The organism is Janthinobacterium aestuarii (assembly GCF_046113285.1).
In the GTDB taxonomy this organism is placed as follows: Bacteria; Pseudomonadota; Gammaproteobacteria; order Burkholderiales; family Burkholderiaceae_D; genus Janthinobacterium.
In genome coordinates, this window is record NZ_CP142524.1 from 2,297,359 (window position 1) to 2,318,632 (window position 21,274).

Annotated in this window: 18 protein-coding genes; 8 read left to right on the forward strand and 10 right to left on the reverse strand. The window is 61.2% G+C overall.

Annotated elements, in window-relative coordinates; translation table 11 throughout:
* The first annotated feature begins 55 nt into the window (after positions 1–55).
* Complete coding sequence (gene ligD, locus OX462_RS10405; RefSeq protein ID WP_409028347.1) at positions 56–2,542, forward strand: DNA ligase D; 2,487 nt, start codon at positions 56–58, stop codon at positions 2,540–2,542.
* On the opposite strand, the gene OX462_RS10410 is transcribed toward ligD, so the two are convergent.
* The 3 genes from OX462_RS10410 to OX462_RS10420 form a co-directional block, all read right to left on the reverse strand.
* Complete coding sequence (locus OX462_RS10410; RefSeq protein ID WP_409028348.1) at positions 2,526–4,838, reverse strand: PAS domain S-box protein; 2,313 nt, start codon at positions 4,836–4,838, stop codon at positions 2,526–2,528. The genes ligD and OX462_RS10410 overlap by 17 nt on opposite strands.
* Before the next feature lie 121 nt (positions 4,839–4,959).
* Positions 4,960–5,835: a non-homologous end joining protein Ku gene (locus tag OX462_RS10415; protein WP_409028349.1), complete on the reverse strand. Its 876-nt coding sequence runs from the start codon at positions 5,833–5,835 to the stop codon at positions 4,960–4,962.
* 3 nt (positions 5,836–5,838) lie between these two features.
* Positions 5,839–6,816, reverse strand: coding sequence for an SDR family oxidoreductase (locus tag OX462_RS10420; RefSeq protein WP_409028350.1), 978 nt, complete (start codon positions 6,814–6,816; stop codon positions 5,839–5,841).
* A gap of 127 nt (positions 6,817–6,943) precedes the next feature.
* Here OX462_RS10420 and OX462_RS10425 point away from each other — a divergent pair, with 127 nt between their 5' ends.
* The 6 genes from OX462_RS10425 (at position 6,944) to OX462_RS10450 (ending at position 10,438) form a co-directional block, all read left to right on the forward strand.
* On the forward strand, positions 6,944–7,525 hold the full coding sequence (locus OX462_RS10425) for a TetR/AcrR family transcriptional regulator (protein ID WP_409028351.1): 582 nt from the start codon (positions 6,944–6,946) through the stop codon (positions 7,523–7,525).
* A gap of 67 nt (positions 7,526–7,592) precedes the next feature.
* The gene (locus tag OX462_RS10430) at positions 7,593–9,233 is read left to right on the forward strand and encodes a SulP family inorganic anion transporter (RefSeq protein WP_409028352.1); all 1,641 of its coding nucleotides are present in this window, start codon (positions 7,593–7,595) and stop codon (positions 9,231–9,233) included.
* Entirely contained in the window at positions 9,230–9,619 is a 390-nt protein-coding gene (locus OX462_RS10435; protein WP_409028353.1) for an Imm1 family immunity protein, read from the forward strand. Before OX462_RS10430 ends, OX462_RS10435 begins: the two co-directional genes overlap by 4 nt.
* Position 9,620: 1 nt before the next feature.
* Positions 9,621–9,905, forward strand: coding sequence for a hypothetical protein (locus OX462_RS10440; RefSeq protein WP_409028354.1), 285 nt, complete (start codon positions 9,621–9,623; stop codon positions 9,903–9,905).
* The gene (locus OX462_RS10445; protein WP_409028355.1) at positions 9,895–10,272 is read left to right on the forward strand and encodes a DUF2750 domain-containing protein; all 378 of its coding nucleotides are present in this window, start codon (positions 9,895–9,897) and stop codon (positions 10,270–10,272) included. The genes OX462_RS10440 and OX462_RS10445 overlap by 11 nt, the downstream gene beginning before the upstream one ends.
* Positions 10,250–10,438 carry a hypothetical protein gene (locus OX462_RS10450; protein WP_409028356.1) on the forward strand — a complete coding sequence of 63 codons (189 nt, stop codon included), beginning with the start codon at positions 10,250–10,252 and terminating at the stop codon, positions 10,436–10,438. The genes OX462_RS10445 and OX462_RS10450 overlap by 23 nt, the downstream gene beginning before the upstream one ends.
* 4 nt (positions 10,439–10,442) lie before the next feature.
* Here the strand turns inward: OX462_RS10450 and OX462_RS10455 are convergent, their stop codons facing one another.
* From OX462_RS10455 to tssF, 7 genes are all read right to left on the reverse strand, one after another.
* On the reverse strand, positions 10,443–10,922 hold the full coding sequence (locus OX462_RS10455) for a GNAT family N-acetyltransferase (protein WP_409028357.1): 480 nt from the start codon (positions 10,920–10,922) through the stop codon (positions 10,443–10,445).
* Between the two features lie 71 nt (positions 10,923–10,993).
* Positions 10,994–12,109 carry a T6SS immunity protein Tli4 family protein gene (locus OX462_RS10460; RefSeq protein ID WP_409028358.1) on the reverse strand — a complete coding sequence of 372 codons (1,116 nt, stop codon included), beginning with the start codon at positions 12,107–12,109 and terminating at the stop codon, positions 10,994–10,996.
* 2 nt (positions 12,110–12,111) lie between these two features.
* Positions 12,112–13,971 (reverse strand): Tle4 family T6SS lipase effector, encoded by a 1,860-nt coding sequence (locus OX462_RS10465; protein ID WP_409028359.1) that lies wholly within the window; start codon positions 13,969–13,971, stop codon positions 12,112–12,114.
* Entirely contained in the window at positions 13,968–16,562 is a 2,595-nt protein-coding gene (locus OX462_RS10470) for a type VI secretion system Vgr family protein (protein WP_409028360.1), read from the reverse strand. Before OX462_RS10470 ends, OX462_RS10465 begins: the two co-directional genes overlap by 4 nt.
* Before the next feature lie 12 nt (positions 16,563–16,574).
* Entirely contained in the window at positions 16,575–16,829 is a 255-nt protein-coding gene (locus OX462_RS10475) for a PAAR domain-containing protein (protein WP_409028361.1), read from the reverse strand.
* 28 nt (positions 16,830–16,857) lie between these two features.
* Positions 16,858–17,847 carry a type VI secretion system baseplate subunit TssG gene (gene tssG / locus OX462_RS10480; RefSeq protein ID WP_409028362.1) on the reverse strand — a complete coding sequence of 330 codons (990 nt, stop codon included), beginning with the start codon at positions 17,845–17,847 and terminating at the stop codon, positions 16,858–16,860.
* On the reverse strand, positions 17,847–19,652 hold the full coding sequence (gene tssF / locus OX462_RS10485) for a type VI secretion system baseplate subunit TssF (protein WP_409028363.1): 1,806 nt from the start codon (positions 19,650–19,652) through the stop codon (positions 17,847–17,849). The genes tssG and tssF overlap by 1 nt, the downstream gene beginning before the upstream one ends.
* A 175-nt stretch (positions 19,653–19,827) precedes the next feature.
* Between tssF and tssK the strand changes: the two genes are divergently transcribed.
* Positions 19,828–21,174 (forward strand): type VI secretion system baseplate subunit TssK, encoded by a 1,347-nt coding sequence (tssK, locus tag OX462_RS10490; RefSeq protein ID WP_070219426.1) that lies wholly within the window; start codon positions 19,828–19,830, stop codon positions 21,172–21,174.
* Positions 21,175–21,274: the final 100 nt, after the last annotated feature.

Here is a 21,274-nt window from a genome sequence, read left to right on the forward strand (position 1 = left end):
CGCCTTGGCCCCTGGCGGCCTAGACTCGATGCCATCGTCACCGCATGGGTCCGCCATGAAAGCCGCCTTGAAAACCTATCAAGCCAAGCGCAACTTCGCCGTCACGCCCGAGCCTGCGGCGGGCGGCGAGGCGGCGGGCGGCGGGCTTACCTTCGTCATCCAGAAGCATTGGGCCAGCCGCCTGCACTATGACTTTCGCCTGGAACTGGACGGCACGATGAAAAGCTGGGCCGTGCCGAAAGGCCCCAGCTACGACCCGCGCGACAAGCGCATGGCCGTGCAAGTGGAAGACCACCCGATTGCCTACGCCAGCTTTGAAGGCACGATCCCCGAAAAACAGTATGGCGCGGGCAAGGTCATCATCTGGGACAAGGGCACGTGGCAGCCCCAGCCGGCCACGCCCGATGCGCGCAAGGCGCTGGCGGCCGGCGAGCTGAAATTCACCGTACATGGCCACAAGATGCACGGCAAGTGGGTGCTCGTGCGCATGAAGGGCAAGGGCGAAAAGCAGCCCGCCTGGCTGCTGATCAAGGAAAAAGATGAATATGCCCGGCCGGCGCTGGAATTTTCTGTCGTCGACGAATTCCCCGACAGCGTCAAGCACAAGGCCATGCCCAGGCGCAAACACAGCGCGGAGCAGGCGGCTGCGCCAGCCGCGAAGCTGCCAGCCGCCCTGTCGCCGCAGCTGGCCACGCTCGTCGATGCGCCGCCGCTAGACGCGCAAGACTGGATGTTCGAGGTGAAATTCGACGGTTACCGCATCCTCGCGCGTTGCGATGGCGAACGGGTCAGTTTGATCACGCGCAATGGCAACGACTGGACGGCGAAACTGCCGAAGCTGCGCCAGGCGCTGGAAAAGCTGGGCTTGCCGCCTGGCTGGTATGACGGCGAAATCGTCGTCAACGACGCCAGCGGCCATCCGGATTTTGGCGCCTTGCAGCGCGCCTTCGAGGCAGACACGACCAGCGAGATCGTGTATTACCTGTTCGACGTGCCGTTTTTCGACGGCCACGATCTGCGCGGCCAGCCGGTCGAGGCGCGCCGGGCCTTGCTGGAACAGCTGCTGCAGCGCTTGCCGGCTTCGCCGCTGCTGCGCTTCAGCGAAGCGCTCGACGCCAAACCCCGGCAATTGCTGGCCCACGCCTGCCGCCTGGGGCTGGAAGGGGTGATTGGCAAGCGGCGCGGCTCGCCCTACGTCACGCGGCGTTCCGGCGACTGGATCAAGCTCAAATGCGGGCTGCGCCAGGAATTCGTCATCGGCGGCTATACGGCGCCGCAAGGCGCGCGCGAAGGCATCGGTTCGCTGCTGCTGGGCGTGCACGATGACCAGGGCAAGCTGCGCTATGCGGGCAATGTGGGCAGCGGCTTTGACGATGCGGCCTTGCGCGACTTGCGGCGCCGCCTCGACACCCTGACCATCGAGACGAGTCCGTTTGCGGGCAAGGCGGGCGGCGTGCGCCAGCCCATCTGGGTCAAGCCGGAGCTGGTGGCCGAGGTCGGCTTTGCGCAATGGACCAGCGGCGGCGCCGTGCGCCACGCCGTGTTTCACGGCTTGCGTGCGGATAAACAGCCGGCCGCCATCGTGCGCGAGCGGCCACAGCGAATCGACAGGGAGAAGACGATGCCGAACCAATCCAGGCCGGACAGCGTCTTGCCGGCCAGTTTCAAGGTCAGCCATGCGGACAGGGTGATCGACAAGGACAGCGGCGCCAGGAAGATCGACCTGGTGCGCTACTACGCGCTCGTGGGCAAGCTGATGCTCGTGCATTTGCGGGGCCGGCCCGTGTCGCTGGTGCGCGCGCCGTCCGGCGTGGGCGGCGAGCTGTTTTTCCAGAAGCATGCGGACACGTCCGCCATGCCCGGCGTCAAACAGCTCGATCCCGGCCTCGATCCCGAGCATGCCAGCATGCTGGAAGTGGCCAGCGTACAGGGCCTGTTGTCGGCGGCGCAGTGGAATGTGGTGGAATTTCACACGCAAAATGCACTGGCCAGCGCCTACGACACGCCGAACCGCCTGGTGTTCGACCTGGACCCGGGCAAGGGCGTGGCCTGGCCCGCCATCCGCGAAGCGGCCGTGCTGCTGCGCGCCTTTTTGACGGAACTGGGCTTGCCCGCCTGGCTGAAAACCAGCGGCGGCAAGGGCTTGCACGTGGTCGTGCCGATCCGCCCGAAACACGACTGGGATACGGTCAAGGCGTTTTCGCAAGCCATCGTGGCGCACATGGCGCAGCTCATTCCCCAGCGTTTTGTCCTGAAAAGCGGACCGTCCAACCGGGTCGGCAAGATCTTCATCGATTATTTGCGCAATGGCCGGGGCGCCACCACCGTGTGCGCGTGGTCGGCCCGCACGCGTTCGGGGCTGGGCATTTCCGTGCCGCTGGCCTGGGAGGAGCTCGACCAGCTGAAGGCGGGCGACCAATGGAACGTGGGCAATGTCCACAGCCGTCTCGACGTGGGCAACGCGCCGTGGGCTGGCTATGCGCGCAGCGCGAAAGGGCTCGATGCGGCGATGAAAAAGCTGGCCTTTACGCCTCCGGCTTGAATGTCACGGTGGCGCGCGCCAGCTGCAGGGCTTCGTCGATGGCGGCGTTGAGCTGGGGAATCTCGACGGGTTTGGTCAGGTAGCGGAAAAAGCCCGCGGCCAGGCCATGCCGGATGTCGCCCTTCATGGCGTTGGCCGTCAGGGCGATGACGGGGATGTGCGCCGTGCGCGGATCGTTGCGCAGAATGCGTTGCGCCTGGTTGCCGTTCATGCCGGGCAGGTTGATATCCATCAGGATGACATCGGGCTGGCGTTCCAGCGCCAGCGCGATGCCCTGGCGCGCATCGGTGGCCGAGATCATGCGCAGATGCGGCAGGAAGCTGACGATGTCTTCCACCAGGCGCAGGCTGGCAGGATTGTCTTCCACGTACAGCAGCAGCGCCTGGCCGCTGGCGTCGTCCCCGGCGTCGCCGGCAGGCTCGGATAACCCCTCCGTATCCAGCGGCATGCTGTCGGGCGGCGCGGCCATGGTGTCGAGTTCGATCCAGAACACGCTGCCCTCGCCAAGGCAGCTGTGCACGCCCATGCGTCCGCCCATCAGTTCGACCAGGCGCTTGGTGACGACCAGGCCGATGCCCGTGCCTTCTTCGCTGCCGGCCTCCTGCCCCAGGCGGTTAAACGGCTGGAACAGTTCGGCCATCTGCGCGTCGTCCAGCCCCTTGCCCGTGTCGCGGATGGCGATGCGCACGCACAGCGCATCGGGCTGCGAAATTTCCAGCTCCACCTTGCCGGCCGGACGGTTGTACTTGATGGCATTCGACAGCAGGTTCAGCAGCACTTGCTTGAGGCGCGTATGGTCGGCCCTGAGCGTCAGCGCTTCGCAGGCGGGAAAGATCAGGTGGATCTGGCGCTGCTGCGCCTGTTCTTCCACCATCACGCGCACTTCCTCGATCAGCGCGGGCAGCGTCACCGCTTCCATCGACAGGCTCAGGCTGCCTGATTCGATCTTCGCCAGGTCGAGGATTTCATTGATCAGGGTGAGCAGGTGGCGCCCCGAGGTGACGATGTTTTGCACGAAGGTGCGTTTTTGCAGCACGGTGGCGGGCAAGGCTTCGTTGGCCAGCAGCTGGGCAAAGCCGAGGATGGCATTCAGCGGCGTGCGCAGCTCGTGCGACATGCTGGTGAGAAAACGGTCCTTCGCCTGGCTGGCCCGTTCGAGTTCGACTTTCTGCTCGTTGAGCGTGCGTTCGATGCGCTTGCGCTCGGAGATGTCGCGGATGGCCGACGACACGAGCACGCCTTCGTCCGTTTCCAGCGGCGACAGGCTGATTTCGACGGGAAATTCGGTACCGTCGCGGCGCAAGCCGTACAGTTCCAGCCCTGCGCCCATGGAGCGGGCGCGCGGCGCCGTGGAAAACGCATGGCGGTGGCGCGGATGGTCCATCGCGTAGCGGGCCGGGATCAGCACTTCCACATTGCGCCCGAGCAACTCCGCGCGCGAGTAGCCGAACAGGCGTTCCGTCTGCGAGTTGACGAGCACGATCTCGCCATCGCCGTTGACGATGACGATGGCGTCCGGCGCCGATTCGAGCAGGCCGCGGAACTTCTGCTCGGCGCGGCGGCGGTCGCTGACGTCGCGGATGGCGCTGATGACGAAGGTGCCGATCTCCGTCTGGATGGGCGACAGGCTGATTTCGACGGGAAACTCGACGTTGTCCTTGCGCAGGCCCAGCAATTCCAGGTCGGCGCCCATGGTGCGCGTGCGGGGCTGGTCGAAATAGCGCGCGCGGTGCGCCACGTGCGAATGGCGCAGCCGTTGCGGCAGCAGACTATCGATTTGCCTGCCGTTCAATTCGCCTTCCGCGTAGCCGAACAGGCGCTGCGCCTGCTGGTTGGCCAGCACGATGGCGCCCGTGGCATTGACCATGATGACGCTGTCCGGCGTCGATTCGAACAGCACGCGGTAGCGCACCTCGACGAACTGGGCGTCGCGCGCCGCCTTCAGCAAGGTCGTGTCCTTCATGGTGGAAATCAGGTAGCGGGGGGCATCCGCCCCGGCCTGTGCCACCTGGCACGCGACATCGACGTGGATGAGTTCGCCATCCTTGCGCCGCCGCAGCGATTCGCGGTCGTAGCTGCCATGCAGGGTCAGCTGTTCGTCGATCAGCTGTGCCGCCTCGGCTTGTCCGGGCAAGGAGATCAGCTCCCACAGCGTGCGGCCCAGCGCTTCGTCGTTGGCATAGCCGAAGATGCGCTGGGCACCCACCGTCCAGCGCACGACGGCGTGCTCTTCGTTCGTGATGACGACGCCGCCAGGGGCGCCGCTGAGGATAAGCTGATCTAACTCGGCATCCATTTTTTTCCGCACGCGAGACAGGGGCTTGCCGGCTGGCAGGCCTGTGCATAACGTAGCGAGAAGCTTGATCAAAGTCAATGCATTTATAGTATTGACTATTCTCGGTGGCGTGGGGCGTGCCTCAGGCCGCCTTGCGCCTGGCGGACGCCGTTTTGCGCGCGGGGGACGCGGCCGTCCGCTTGCGGACCGGTGCCGCGGACGTCTTCTTGCCCAGGCTTTGCTGCAGCAGGGCGACCAGGTCGATCACATTGCTGGCGTGTTCCTCTTCCGGTTCGGGGGCGGGCGGCGTGATGGTCTTGGTCTGTTTCGCCTTGATTTTCTTCTTGACCAGCGCCAGCACGTCTTCGCGGTAGCTGTCGTGGTATTGCTCCGGTTCCCACGCTTCGCTCATGCCTTCCACGAGCGACAGGGCCATCTTGAGTTCCTTGTCGGATATGCCGGCCGCCTTCAGGGTGCTGGCGGGCAAGTCCAGGTCATCCGTGGGGCGGATTTCATCAGCGTAGCGCAGGGTGTTGAGCACGATGGCGTCGCCCACGCAGACGAGCGCGCACAAATGCTGCTTGGTGCGCATGACTACGCTGGCGATACCCACTTTGTTAGCTTTGCGCAAGGTTTCGCGCAGCAGCGCATAGACTTTCTCGCCGCCCTTGGCGGGCAGCAGGTAATACGGGTGCTCGTAAAAGGTCAGCGGCACTTCCGCCGCATCGACGAAGGTGAGGATGTCGATGGTTTGCGTGGCCTTCACGTTCGCCTGCCTTAAATCCTCGTCGGACAGCACCACGTACTCGTCCGTCTTGTATTCATAGCCCTTGACGATGTCGTCCCACTCGACTTCCTTGCCCGTCTGCTTGTTGTAGCGCTTGTAGCCGATGGGCGCGAAGTCGCGCCGGTCCAGCATGGACAAGTCCAGTTCGTGGTCGAGGCTGGCAGAAATCAGCTCGACGGGAATGTGCACGAGCCCGAAGCTGATGGCGCCTTTCCAGAGTGCGCGCGCCATCGGCTAGTCTCCCACGCTGCCGGTGACGGGCAGGACGATGCCGCTGATGTAGCTGGAACAGGCGGGCGAGGCCAGGAAGACATAGGCGGGCGACAGTTCTTCCGGCTGGGCCGGGCGGCGCATGTCCGTGTCCTGGCCGAATTTCTCGATCTCCTCGGGCGACTTGTCGGCCGGATTGAGCGGCGTCCAGACGGGGCCGGGTGCGATGGCGTTCACGCGGATGCCCTTGTCGAGCAGGTTGCCGGCCAGCGCCATAGTGAACGCATGGATGGCGCCTTTGGTGGTGGAATAGTCGAGCAGGTGCTTGGAACCCTGCAAACCCGTCACGGAACCCGTGTTGATGATGGACGCGCCCCGCTGCAAATGGGGCAGCACGGCCTTGGCCATGTGAAAGTAGCCGTAGACATTGGTCTTCATGGTCAGGTCGAAGCGTTCTTCGCTCAGGTCCAGCAAAGATTCGGCGTGCTCCTGGAAGGCGGCGTTGTTCACCAGCACATCGATGTGCGTGAACCTCTCCAGCACCTGGCTGACGGCTTGCTGGCAAAAGCCCTGGTCGCGCACGTCGCCGGGGATCAAAAGACAGCTTTGGCCTTCCGCTTCCACGTAGCGCTTCGTTTCGTTGGCGTCCGCGTGTTCGTTCAGGTAAATGATGGCGACATCGGCCCCTTCGCGCGCGTACAGCACGGCCACGGCGCGCCCGATGCCCGAATCGCCGCCCGTGATGACGGCCACCATGCCGGCCAGCTTGCCGCTGCCACAGTAATCGGGCGCCAGGAAGCGCGGTTTCAACTGCATTTGCCCCTCGATGCCCGGTTTGTCCAGGTGCTGGGCGGGCAGGGGTGTGCCTGGCTGGCTGCGGCTGCCCGTCTGTACGGGCTGCTTGCTGTCCTGTTTGCCTTTTGCTACGGCATCACGGCCATCCTGCTCCTGCTGGATGGCGCGCTGCAAGTTGCCGGCGGACTGGTCTTTGTTTTCGTTCATGCTGGCCTCCCTGGAAACGAAGACCCAGTATCGGCGCGGCGCCGCCATCAAACGGTGCGCTTGCTAACAGAGTGGCGCAAACGGGCGTAAAGTTATATGATGATTGACATAAATGCAGGAGGGCAGCATGAAAGTGAGCAGGGAGCAGGCGGCGCTGAACCGCGAGCGCATCGTTGACGTGGCGGCAAGATTGTTCCGCGAAAAGGGCTATGACGGCATCGGCGTGGCCGACCTGATGAAGAACGCGGGCCTCACGCATGGCGGCTTCTATGGCCATTTCGCGTCCAAGGAAGACTTGATGATCGAGGCGTGCCAGCATGCCTTGAACAAGTCGCTGGAAGGCTGGCGGGCGAAGGTTGCCAGCGACCCGCAGCGCGCGCTGCCGGCCATCATCGACAGCTACCTGACCACCCGGCACCGCGACCAGCCGGGCGGCGGCTGCCCGGCGGCGGCCATGGGCGTCGACGTGGCGCGCATGTCGCCCGGCGCGCGCCCCGCGTTTACGCAAGCCACGCGGCAGCAGTTCGCGCTGCTGGAAGGCTTGCTGCCCGGCGGCGCGCCCGATGGTGCGCCCGAGCGGCGGCGCCAGCAGGCCATTGCCACGTTTGCCGCCATGGTGGGCGCCATGGTGCTGGCCCGTTCCGTCGATGACGAAGCGCTGTCGGCGGAAATCCTCGATGCCGTGAAGGCGCAATTGCTGCCAGACTGATCGCGTTCCCCCTGTCAGCCGGCCTCGTCGCATGATAGGCTTCGGTTTTCAGATTTTGGGATCATCCATGCTGCTCTGGCTCAGGCAATACCGGCGTCCTCTGTTGGCCGGAGACATCACCGCCGGTATCGTTGTCGCCATGATGATGGTGCCGCAAGGCATGGCTTACGCCTTGGTGGCCGGTTTGCCGCCCGTGGTCGGCATCTACGCCAGCATCTTGCCGCCCGTGCTGTATGCCTTGTTCGGCAGCAGCATGACGCAATCGGTGGGCCCCATGGCCATCGTCTCGCTGATGACGGCCGCGGCCCTGGCGCCGCTGGCCGACCCCGGCTCCTCGCTGTACATCGTGCTGGCCGCCCAGCTGGCCTTCATCAGCGGCCTCGTCCTGTTGCTGTGCGGCGTGCTGCGGCTGGGCTTCATGGCCAGCTTTTTGTCGCGTCCCGTGATCAGCGGTTTCAGCAATGGCGCCGCCATCCTGATCATCTGGGGCCAGATCACGCCCCTGCTGGGGGCCACCTGGCCACACTGGCACACGCCCAGCCTCGTGCTGGGGCTGTCCGGCCTGCTGTTCCTGTGGCTGGCCAAGCGCTACGCATCGCGCCTGCTGCAGCGCTGCGGGCTGAACAAGGTGGCCGCCGACGTGGGCGCGCGCCTGGCGCCGATGGCGCTGGTGCTGGCCGGCATCGCGCTCGTCGCCTATGGCGGCCTGGAAGCGATGGGCGTGCAGACGACGGGCCACGTGCCCAGCGGCTTGCCGGGGCTGAATCTGGCCACCTCGGGCGCCCATTGGCGCACCTTGCTGTCGCCGGCGTTGCTGATCGCCTTCATCATCTTTCTGATGAGCATGTCCGCCGCCCAGACCCTGGCGCAAAAACGCGGTGAAAAGCTGCATACGAACCGGGAACTGCTGGGCTTGGGCGCGGCCAACGTGGCCAGTGCGCTGTCGGGCGGCTTTCCCGTCACGGGCTCGATTTCCCGTTCGGCCGTCAATTTCCAGGCGGGCGCCAACACGCCGTTGGCCAGCATCATCACGGCGGGGCTACTCGCGCTGGCGCTGGTGGCGCCCACGGGCTGGCTGGCCCTGCTGCCGCTGCCCGTGCTGGCGGCCACCATCATCTTTGCCGTCAGCAGCCTGCTGGACTGGGATACCTTGAAATTGTCGTGGCGCTACGACCGCAGCGATGCGCTGGCCCTGCTGGCGACGACGGCCGGCGTGCTGGTGCTGGGCGTGGAAGCGGGCGTGGTGATCGGCGTGCTGCTGTCGATGGGGACGCTGATCTGGCGCGCCAGCCGCCCGCATATCGCGGTGCTGGGGCGTATTCCGAATAGCGAGCACTTCCGCAACGTGGAGCGCTACGAGGCGCAGACCTTGCCCGACGTCTTGCTGCTGCGCATCGATGCGGGCCTGTTCTTTGGCAACGTGGAAGCCGTCACGGAGCGCGTGGAAGACGAGCTGCGCGGCCACCCGACGGCGCGCCATCTGGTGTTGGTGCTGTCGGCCGTCAACCAGATCGACAGCACCGCCTTGCTGGGCTTGATCGAGCTCAACAGCACGCTGGCCAAGCGCGGCATCAGCCTGAACCTGGCCGAAGTAAAGGGCCCCGTGATGGACCGCCTGCGCCAGAGCAGTTTATTGAAAGACCTCAGCGGCAAGCTGTATCTGAGTACGGCCCTGGCGACGAACGATTTGAGCGGGAGCACAACATGACAATGGAATTGAATCTGCATGGGGAGGCGCGCGCCGTCGACACCATCGCTGCGCTGGAACAGGCGCTGATGGAAGCGCGCGCCCTGGCCCAGTGCGAGCTGTGGCTGACCATGGCAACCGATGCGGAGCAGGGCCCGGCCCTGTGCATGCTGCGCAATGGCGGCAACGCCTGGCTGATGTATCTGTCGGGCCAGGAAGACTTGAGTTTTCACTCGCTGGGCGACGAGGAGGCAGACGGCGTTTGCAGCTATCTGCTGTCGAATGGCCAGGTGGATGAGTATCCGGAAGCGTGGTGCATTGATGTGGAACACTGCCAGCGTGCCTTTGCCGATTTTTTCAGGACGGGCGGCGCGCGGTCGGCCGCCATCGCGTGGGAGGCGGATTGACATGCCGCACACCATCATCGCCGAGATCGACAGAGACCTGCTCGCCGCGCTGGAGTCCGGGGCAGGTTTATTGACGCTGCGCGCCATCCTGCTGCGCTACAAGGCCAGCGGCGTGACGGCGGCACAAGTGGCCGGCTTGCTGCAGGAATTGCGCCCGTCTGCGCAGGACGGCGCGCAGGATGAGGCGCGGGAAGACGTGATACTGGATGCCCTCGACCTGGTGACGGGCTGGTGCACGCCGCAGCTGCGGGTATGGGACGAGGCAGGGGGAAACCGTGCATCCTGAAAAGTTCAAGCAGGTGATGGGCCTGCCGTCCGCCGAACGCCATGGCTATTTTGTGCGCAAGGTAGCCGATACGCAAGAAGTGTGGGGTTTGCACCACGACGGCTGGGCCACGGCGCAAGCCGACGCCAAGGTGGCGATTCCATTCTGGCCGGAAGCGGCATACGCGCAAGCGTGCGCCAGCGGCGAGTGGGGACATTTCCAGCCGCGCGCCATCGCGCTGGGCGATTTTTTGCATAAATGGCTGCCAGGCATGGCCGGCAACGGCCAGCTGGCGTCCGTTTTCCCCGTGCCGCAAGGCCGCGCCAGCATCGCGGCGCCGGACGATTTACGGAGGGATTTGCAACATGAGGCAGAACAATATGAGTGAAGACAAGGATCGCCTCGACGCCTGGTACGACGGCTCGGCCATCTGCCTGATCGCCGTCGGCGCGCACGGCGACCCGTTGGATCTGGGCGACGACGAAGTGCGCGCCCTGATCGCGAAGCTGCAGCAATGCCTGGCTGAGTCCGAGGCAGGCGCGGTGCCTGATTGAAGGTTCAGGCCGCCGCCAGCGCCTTTTCCATCGCCACGCTGGCCAGGCTGATGCCGCTCGGGTGCGCATAGGCTTCCGCGCGCAAGGCAACAAAACCGGCGGCCCGGTAAAACGGCTCCGCATTGAGCGACGCGGACAGGTGCAGGCGCACGATGCCGCGCTGGCGCGCCAGCTGCTCCAGCGCCGCCAGCAGGCGCTTGCCGATACCGAGTCCCGCGCGCGCGGGATCGACGAAGACGGCATCGACTTCCTGCTTGTCCGCATCGAGCATGGCATAGCCGGCGATGGCCTCGTCCTGCATGGCGACGATGCCGCCACCGGCAGCCAGCATGGCGCCATACGATGCCGGCACGGGCGAGGCCGTCCACGCGGCGATCTGTTCCGGCGCATAGTGCGTGGCGCAACTGACGCGCACGGCCACCGTGCGCAGGGCCCACAGGGCGTCGATGTCAGAGGGCAGGGCGGGGCGCAGGGTGATGGGCATGGGGGCTTTCCGGGCAAAAGGAGCATGCTAGCGCAACAGCTTGCACGGCGCCAGCATGAGTTTGTCAATTGTCACTGCGCCGGCTTGTCCGGATCGATGTAATACGAACCCGGCGGCGCACCCGGCACTTTCACCCGGAACTTCAGGCCGGAGAGCAGCTTGTCCCACAAGGCGATGGCCTCTTCGTCCGTCAGCGACGCGGCTTCGGCGGCGCCGACCATGTTGTGGGCGACTTTGGTGTACATATGCGCCTCCAGTACAGATGGATTCGCGACATCGCGCGGTTTGCCGACCAGGGCCCATTCAAAATCGTGTACGCCATCTGTTCGTCGTATCAGCGACTCTTCTCCTTGCCAGTGCTGGACGTTGCGTTTGCCCTCGCGTAGCAGGGTTCTCTTGGGATAGCGATTGCCTTGTCTTTTCTTGGCCATATCAATACGGCCCAAGAGGGATAGTTCAATGTGCATTTTTTCATACAATTCACTCGAATAATCCATATATGCATTTTTATTCGAGCTTACTGAAAATGTGACGTCAGGAAAACTGGGGAAATACAGCCCCGCACTAACTATTTCCTGTTCCTCATAGCTATTTCCCTTAATGAATCCGTAAGGAATGCAATTTCCCGGTTCCGTCGGTATGTCAGATTCTTCGCGTAATCGAAAATTATTTGCACGAACTATTTGTTCGGCAGCGACATCCATTCTTGTTTTTCCTTCAGGAGTAGTGTCTCCTATGGTAAATGTGATATTTCCTTTTGTAATGTACGTATTGAAATATACATTGCCTTCATTTTTGGTATATTTGTCAGGGAAATATTGAATCTGCCAAATGCCTTCGGCTGGGGATTTTCCATTGTAGATAATTTCCGAAGTTGGGTTGTTGAATTTTATTCGTTCAATATCTTCTAGAACTTGTTTGTCGCGTCCTGCCAATCCATCGGTTCTTATTTCAATCGTTGATGGTAGTGATGTTTCCCCAAAAATCAATTCTGTCTCTTGCGGTATGCGCAGGGTGTAGCGCCCAAAACATACCAATTTCGTTTTTAGAAAGAGCACTTCAAGACGTTTAGTAAGAGCGATATTTTCTGACACGGCATTCTCCTCGATCGAACTTAGCGCTTTGAAAGGTTGGAACAATCCAAACATTGCAATAGTGGTGAAAAGAATTTTTTTTTGACTAAACATGATCAATTCCACTTTGCTGTTTTTGCGATTTGTATAATGGAATATAGCATTGATGCAAGTACATTTGGATTCGAATAGCTATCTTGGTGCCCGTAATCAGTTCCATCTTTCACCCCATGAATAAATAACCGTTCTTTTTTAAAGCACTTTTCTAAATTTTTTGAGGGTACTGTGTCATCGCCAGCGGCACTGGCTGGCATTAGCCGCAATCGTAGTTTTTGAGGGCCAGCTTGAACAATAAGCTCATTTTTGGCGTTGTCTCCGTGCAGAGACCATTTTTCAGGAGAGAGTGACTTGGGTCTTTCTTTTGCATCTGGTAGCCCGCTGTTAAGCCCATGGATTACTTTGAATGCGACGTTGCCATAACTTAAACGCTTCGGTGATGCGCAGTAGCTTGCATAAGTAAGGGTGTGGAACGTATCTTTTATTGATTCTAAAAATTCAAACGCGTTTTTGAGCCTGCGATTAACGTTCATCAAACCACCACCATTTTTTTCTTCTATTTTTGCCGGATTTATCCATTCTGGATTTATTAGCCGCCACCACGCATTTGGTGGTTGCAAATAAATAGCATCCAATGCTGTAGCGCCCTCGCGCGGCCAGCTCCACAGTTCTTTGTCTTGCTGATCTACCACCCTGAGCCATTTTTCACCGTACACGACGCCAGGCATCATCTCCAGCGGTGCCGGGGCATTCGCCAGAATGGCGGTCGCATGGACACCATTGATGCCAAGTACCTCAGCTTCGTATTCACCGGCAGTAGTGTCTTTTTCCTGAAAGCCGAATCGCATGCGCTTATACGCCCCGGCGGCGCCGATGGCTGGCATAACACTGTGATAAATGCCAAGTATGGTCAGGTCACTGTCGTTGACTATTTTTCCATAGTCAGGGTGTATCAAGGCGCGGGCCAGCAGGCCCCCCATGCTGTGTGTGACCAGAATGACTTCATGACAATTGAATCCTCGCTCACGATAACCTTTGACCAGGCCTCTTAGGCGTTTGGCAATGGTCACGGCAGTGACGCTATTGCTCTGCACAAAGTTGTAGCCCATCGCGTGAACTGGGTACCAGCATGCCGCGATTTTTTTCAAGTCTTCTTCCGTTACGGGATTGCCTGATATGCCACCAAACGTGGATGGGTCTTTCATTACCGACGCACTCAAGCCACTTGTCCCGCGCCAGACTGGATGCAGCTTCCCGCCTAACACCATATTGTTCATGTGCTTTTCAGTGTGTTGGAGCATGGAGCCATAAGCTCCATCAAATAACACTTCGCTCCAGCCGCGCCATCGGGCTACCTGCGCTGGAGTTGTGAACGCTTGCGGTTTCCCTTGTACAGGACGGCTGCCGGGGTTGACTCTGTTCGAGCCCATCAGGGGAGGGATGGCTGTCAGACTGTCAGGAACGTTCTGATGTCGTATATCGGAAGCCATTGTTTGTGGTCCCTCCGCGTCAAATCGTCCATTGTTTTCTGTGTAATGGTAGTATTCGACTTCTGTTTCGTTGGGGTCAAACACCAATTGACGTTGTTGAGGCGTAGCTTCTCTGAACCATCCGCCTAAACCAGTTCCGGCTGCAACGTCTGCCATCCCTCCCACCCCCATCAAGTCGTCCGGTCGCCATGCTCGATTGTCCGGGCGCTCCAACCGTTTTTGCCGCGCCTTGGACATACGTAAGTTGCTGCCCATGACACCCGGCAGAAAGATAATCGGTATCACTTTGCCTGGAGGCTTGGCGACCTCATGGCGTGCTGTGTCGCTGGTTCTGGTCATCTGCACCGCGTACTCAGCCCATCCGCCCACACCCTGTGTAAATTCTCTTGGATGATTACCTCGTTTGTTCAGCTCATCGTTGTCACTCATGGCAGTTCTCCCTTATAGCGAATGATGTAGCTGTCCATGCCCGTGGATTTTTGTAGTTGCGTGGAACCGTCTTCCGCGCTTTTGCCGGGCATGTTGCCGTCATCGCGCAGGATTTCAAAAGCAAGGCCAACGGCCGGTGTATCGTCGACATTCACCAGCAACACTTCCTGGTCAAAACTGCTGTGTGGCCGTTCATTGAATTCCTGCGACACGCTCTTCGGCGCCAGGGTTTCCAGGTTGCCGTTGAAGAGCACGGGCGAGGAGGTGAAGAACTGCACCTTGTCGCTGATTTCCAGCATGTGGTTGGCGCCGTGCAGGCGCACGCCTTTCTTGCCCTTGATGTTGACCCAGTCCGCTTCGCTGATCAGCGACAGCACTTTCCGGGCGAGGATTTCCACCTCGTCGCTCTGGGCCTGGATGGCTACCTTGCCGCTGGCGGCGATCAGTTTCATGCCGGCCTTGTGCACGAACAGGCTGAAGGTTTTGGCGATGCTGGCAAACATGCTGTCGCCGCTGGCGAGTGAAATATGTTTGCTGCTGGTGAGCGCCACATGCTCGCTGGCGGCCAGGTGGATGGACTGGGCCGTGCTCAGCTCGATGCCGGCCGGGCTGGCCAGCACCAGATGTGGTTCGGACAGTTCCGGGAAGTCGCCGCCGCTGCCCTTGATGGCGGCGTTTTGCCGCTGGATGGTGTCGGCCACGGCGCTTTGCTGTGCGGTACTGTCCTGCGCGCCCGCATCGACGGCCATGCCGGCCAGTCCCTCATGCAGTTGGCGTGCCTGCGCCAGGCGGGACTGTGTTTCGTCGAGCTGTTTGATCGACGCGGCGCCTGCCGAAGTCTCTGTGCTGATCAGCATGCCTCTGGCAGCGCGCAGGGCGCCCCAGGCGTTGCTGGCCAATTCAAAGCCCGCGCCGCGCGCTTCCTTGCGCCCGGCATTGTCGTCGATGCGGGTGATGTTGCCCAATGAAAGCCTGCTGTCCTGGTGCTCGCTGCGCAGCTGTGCCTGGATCGCCCCCTTGGTATCGTCGAGTACCAGGTGGTTGGCACTGCGGGCGCCCAGTTCGCGGCTGCGCACGCCGGACAGGGCGCGTTGCTGCGGCAATTGCCACGGCGGCGGATTGGCGCTGTTGTAGACGACGCCGATGACGATGGGGTGGTCAATATTACCGTCCTGAAATTGCACGACCACTTCCTGTCCCACGCGGGGCAAGGCGATCTGTCCCATTTGCGGTCCCGCCATCGGCATCATGACCCGTATCCATGGCGAGCTGCGTTCATCGAATTTGCCCAGGCGGTCCCAGTGAAATTGCAGGCGGATGCGTCCCAGGGCATCGGTATGGATGTCTTCCCCGGCCGGCCCGACCACCAGTGCCGTCTGCACGCCGGCAACCACGCACGGCGTGCTGTTGTAGCCACGGCCCGGGCGCCAGCGAATGTCCCGCCGCACGCACACCAGCGTGTTAGCATAATCCGATGGCGCGCTGGGGCCCGCTTGATAATTGTTGCTGGCGATATGCTCGGCTGACAGGATCAGGTATTCGCGTTCGGCAATACTGTCCGGGCGTTCCTGGCCAGGCTGATAGCGCTTTTCCTCGGCGCTGAAATGTCCATCGAGCCGGAAACAAAGGCCGGGCTGCGCGCCACGGTGATTGCCTGCCGCCTCGAAATACTGGCGCAGATGGTCGCTTTCTTCCATGCGGCGCTGTGCCAGGGACTCTCCATCATCGACATTGCTGTAGCCATAGGCGCCCGTATCTTCATACAACTCGTGGGCAAATACGTCGCCCTGGCGATTCAGCGAGTAGCCGCTGGCAAGGCGTGGCTGCGGATTTTTATAGTCGAAACTGGCCAAGGTCAGCTGTCCTGAGCCGATCCGGCGCACGGCTTGCCATTGTTGCAGGCCATCGTCTTCCAGGGAACCCGACTCGGCGTGAAAGCGCATGGCGCCGTCGCCGGATGCTGTGGCGATCATGTCAGCCAGGGTGCTGTTGTCCGCGAGCCACAAGGTATGGCCATCGGCACGGTGCTCGTACCAGTAATGCCAGCCGAGGGCTTCCCAGCGCCGGTGCAGGTGGTTGTAGTCGGTTTCATTGTGCTGGTTGGCGCAGGTGATCTGTGGATCGTCGCCATGGATGCTGGTTTTCCAGTCGCGCTGCTCGTAATGCGCAAACGTTGTTTCGGTCAGCTGCATGACGCTTTGGCCATGAAAGGACACGTTGTCCTGGCGCAGCCGGGCAAAGGCCAGCCACGGCTGCAGCACCATCCGGTACCAGGCGAAGCCGCCGTCGGCGCGCAGCAGGCAGAATTCGCCCACATAGCCGTTAAAGTGGCGCAGCGTGCCATCGTCGCGCACCATGGAAATGGTCACCATGCGGCCCATCATGGCCTTGAGCGCGATATGCGCGTCGTCCGACAGCAGCTCGGTTTCGAAACGGAAGTCGCGCGATACTTCTTCCCTGGCGGTCAGCGAATTGACCAGCAGGATGGCGCCGGCCGGCCCATCGTCATGGGGGAAATCGATCTTCAGCAGGCGCCGCTCTTGCGCGGCGAGGTCGAAGGCCGATAACGCCGCCTGTATGCTTGCATGCATGGCCTGCCTCCCTTATAGCGATGTGATCAGGCGGGCGCCGCAGGCGGTGGCATCGCCGTCATAGGCGTACGGCTTGCCCATGTGCTTTGCGCCGGCGCCGTCTGGCGTGATGGGAAAGCTGCCCTTGCACTTGGGGCAGAAAGTCATGTCGTCGACCAGCGCCGCCGTCTTCCCCATCACGGTGCTGCCCGACGATGCACTGGTGACCTTGCCGCCGTGATCGGTTGCGTCTCCTAGCCGGATGACGCCGCGTCCCGCATGTTTCATGCTTGCCTCGCTTTCAGGGATAAACTGCTCAAGCCAGTTGCAGCAAATAACGCACCTGCGCGCCGCGTACCTTGCCCTGTGCCGTCTGCAAGAACGTCGTCCAGCCAAGGCGCCTTCTTTCCGAAGGCTTGGAACTCAGGAGCAGGGGCCGGATGCATGGCGGACTCAGTATCAGCCGCACTTCATATTGCACATCCGGTACGCCAAACAGCGCCAGCATCTTTGCCAGTGCCGCCGCACCTGCGCTGTGCGGCAGGAAGCGTTGCAGGCCGGCAGTATCCAGCGGGCCGATATGCAGGCAGACGCGCATGTCCTGGCGCCACAGCCGCAGGCCAAGCGTTGCGCCGCGCGCCAGAACGAAGTTGACACTGCCCAGCAGGCTGCGCCGGTTTTTTTCCAGATAGTCCCAGCCTCCGACAAATTGTTGCAGGGCGACGGGCACGCCGCAGTACTCGGCCAGCGCGGGGGCAATCGCTTGCGCGGAGACGGGGCGGCAGCGCAGCAGACCCGCGTACCAGGCCGCGACGTCCTGCGTCACGGCGCCAGCTTCGCCGTTCGATGGCAGCGCATCGCGCGGTACGCCGGCCAGTGCCTTCAGCAAGGGCAGTTGCGCATCTTTTGCATGGGTCTCGCGTGCGGACTCCAGGCGATATTTTTCCCATGCCTGGCAATACAGCGAGACCATGCGGTGCGAAAAGATATCGAGGAAGGCCGAGACGCCGGCGTCCTTGCCCGACAAACGGCAGGCGGCGATGCGTTCCGAGTGATGCAAGGGTAAGGTGCCGCTGGCGCCCAGAAAACGCATGAAAGTCGGTGTCAGGATCAGTTGTTCATGCTCGTCGAGCGAGAGCTGCTCGATTTCGCTGGCTGGAAAGTTCAAGGACAGGCTGTTCTTGAAGCGCAGCACCTGGCTGAAGGCTTGTGCATGGGACACGTTCTGCTGACGTAGCCAGCACAGCAGAATACGCACCGCCTGCACGAACTGGTAGCGGCAAGGCTCGGCGAGCAAGTGTTGCATTACACCAGATTCTGCAATCCGCTTCTTGGTTTGCATCGGATCAGCTCCTCTCCGCTTTGCAGTGACAGCACCACCAGTTCGATGAAACTGTTGATTTGCACATACAGCCCGAGAAAGTGGTCGATCACCTGTACAAACAGGTGCATGCCGCTGCCGATAAAGGCTTCCTCGTCCAGCGTGATGCGCACTTCCACGCCATGCGCCAGCGAGGTGCCGCGCCTGTGCCGCAGCCATGTCGTGGTTGGCGAGTGCGCCAGCGCGACGATGCCGCCTATCTGGCGTTGCGAACTTGCCGATTGGGACAGGTCGTACAGCGTCAGCATTTCGCGCAGCGCCGGCAGTCCCTCCTGGACCAGTGCGTGATGATTCAGCGCCAGATGCGAAATCAGGCGCCAGTGCAGACCTGCGCCTGGCGAAAAGCGTCGCGGCTGGCTGGGGCGTCGCAGCATGTGCAGCGCGGGTCCGCCAGCGCACGGTTGCAAGTCTCCTTGCGGCTGGCCGTATTTGAGTGCAAGGGGAAGATCGCGGTTGCTGCATGTCAGCGACAGCGACAAGCTGGCCTTTTCATGGATCAGGGGATTGAAGTCGCTGTCGATCAGCGTGATTTTCTTTTCATGACCAGGGCTTTTGATGGCCAACGCCGTGTCGTGGCGCATGATCCAGTAATGGCCTTGTTGCGCCGTCCCCTCGCCATGCCGCAGGCTGTACAGCGGGCGGAATTCGGTCAGCGTGCTTTCGCCGCCGCGTTGGCGCAGCAAACGCACGGAGTCGATGGAAACGACTTCGTAACCATGCGCATGGGTGGCATGGGCCAGCACGGGATAGTCGGTTTTCTGCCGGGTGACGGAGATCGGTACGCCTTCCTGGCGGAAGAGATTGACCGCCGGACTGCAGCCCAGCCTTAAGTTTTCGCTGGAAATGCTGGACAACATGCGCGCCGTCGCGGAATCGGGCCGCAAACCAGCCATGCACAGATGCAGGGTAAAGCGCTGGCTGCCAGGCGGCAGGGCCGCACTCAGCGCCGCGATATCGATATCAAAGAAATTGAATTTTTCCGGATACGCAAAATACTCGCTCAGGATGCGGTATGCCGGCTGCGAACGGGCACCGAACGGTATCAAGGCATCCGCGTCGGCGAAGCCGACGGGGGTCAAAGGGACGGCGGGCAAGGCCGTCCATTGCGCCGCGTCGGCCGACACAAAAGCACAGACGGTATGCATGAACAGGGCATCGCGCAATGCGGCGGAAAAAGAAGCCTCGCCATCGATGAAAACGCGCAGCGACGCGGGCGCCGCACCGGGATGCCGGATGCCGATGTTCAGCGAGGCGCTGGCCGATGCTGGCAGGCGTACTCCCGGTGGCGCCTTGATCATCGCATCGAAAACGGCGCTGTCCAGTAACGATGCGCCGGTCGTCATATCGTAGGCCGTCTTGAAGCGGCAGCGTACGCCGCGCACGGGCGCTGTATCCATTTCACTGCCGGCAGGCAGCTGCAAAGCACCCGCTCCCGCCGCCGGGGCGCACTGGCGCACGATGCTGCAGGATGGAAAAGGACGCAGGTAATGCGGGAACAGGGCTTCGAACAAGGCTTCGGTAAATTGCGGATAGTCGTCATCGAGCCGTTTTGAGATGCGTGCCGCCAGCATGGCCACCGATTCGATCAAGTGTTCCACGTGCGGATCTTCGCAAGACTCGCCGGACATGTGCAGTTTGCCGGCGATTCTCGGGTAGCGCTCGGAGAATTCACGGCAATGTCGCCGCAGCATCACCAGTTCGCGTTCGAAATACGGCAGCAAGTCTTCCATCTTTCTTTTCCTGTGTCTTCGCGGCGGAATGGCCAGTATCCGAGCGTTTGCTCCAAGGAAAATTGCGTTTGCGCAAATAATTGAACAGGGTTACTGCGCAACATCAACGACTTCCACGCTGGCAACATCAGACTGGCAAAGCAGAAAGATTCCAACGGTCAACACGGAGAACGCAATGACATTGCCATCCAAATTACTTTGGTCCGAAGGCCTGGCCATCGGTCCCCAACAATTCCAGCAGCTGGACCGCTACCATGAAGCGCGCCTGCAACGTCTGGCCTCGCTCATTAACCCACATTTATGGGGCGTGCATGGCGTCAGCTGGAATGCGGATGCGCTGGCCAACAATAGCCTGCGGGCAGACGCCATGTCGCTCGTCTTTCAGGATGGAGAACTGTTTGAAGCGCCGCTGGGCGATGTATTGCCCAGTGCGGTTGACCTGTCCAAACTCCCTTCCAGCGAACATAGCTTTACTTTTTATGCCGCGCTGCCCGCGCTGCAGGCACATGGCGGCAATGTGAGCTCTGCCGGTGCGCGCTATGTCCAGGCGGATATCGAAACACCGGATCTGTACAGCGAGGCAGTCAGCATAGACGTGGCTTACCTGAAGAAACGCGTGTATCTGCTGTCCCAACTGGACCCTCTGAATGATTACCTTGCCATCCCGGTGATCCGTTTGTACCGCGCTGGCAATGGCGGCTTTGACATCGATGCTTCCTTCATCCCACCTGGCCTGACCATCAGTGCCGAGTCCTCGCTGCAGAAAATGCTCGATTCGCTGATCGATCGCATGGGGGCGAAAATTGAGGCGCTGTACAGCCGCCACCGTCAGCCTGGTAACAATACGGTGGAATTTCATGGCGGAGATGTTGCCTCGTTCTGGATGCTCCATACTTTGAGCATGGCCAGCGCCACGCTCAGTCATTGCGCCAGTTACCGGCGCCACCATCCCGTGTATTTGTTTGAAAAATTGATGGCGTTGGCCGGTGGCTTGATGACGTTTTCGAAGAAATACACACTGAGCGACTTGCCCGCTTATTGTCACGATGACGCGGCTGCCGGCTTCGGCAAGCTCGATGGCATCATTCGTGACCTGATCGATACTGTGCTCCTGTCGCGCTATTTCCCGATTGCGCTATCGAACGACGCGCAACAGAACACCCACTATTACGGCTTGCTCGATGCCAAGCGGATTGACCGTCAGACCGAACTCTGTCTTGCGGTAAACGCCGATATGCCGGCGCTGGAACTGGTCGCCACGGTGCCGTTGCAGTTCAAGATTTCATCTCCGGACAATATCGAACTGCTACTGGGCAGGGCACTGCCGGGTGCCGAGTTGCGCCATATGGCCCAGGTTCCCGCCGAGGTGCCAGTACGGCCCAATACGTATTACTTTTCGATCGATAACAAGGGCAGTATCTATGACAGCATGATCAAGGCCCAGGCGATTGCGATTTATGTGCCGTCTGGCATAAAAGGGCTGAAGCTGGAATTGTTCGGTATCAGTAGCACCGCCGCGTAACGATGCTTGGCCTGACGCGCCGGGGTATTGTCAAAAGATTGCCCTAAGGAATAGACTTGCCCCGGCAGTTGACGTTATCATGTTTTTGTAAGTGTCGGTG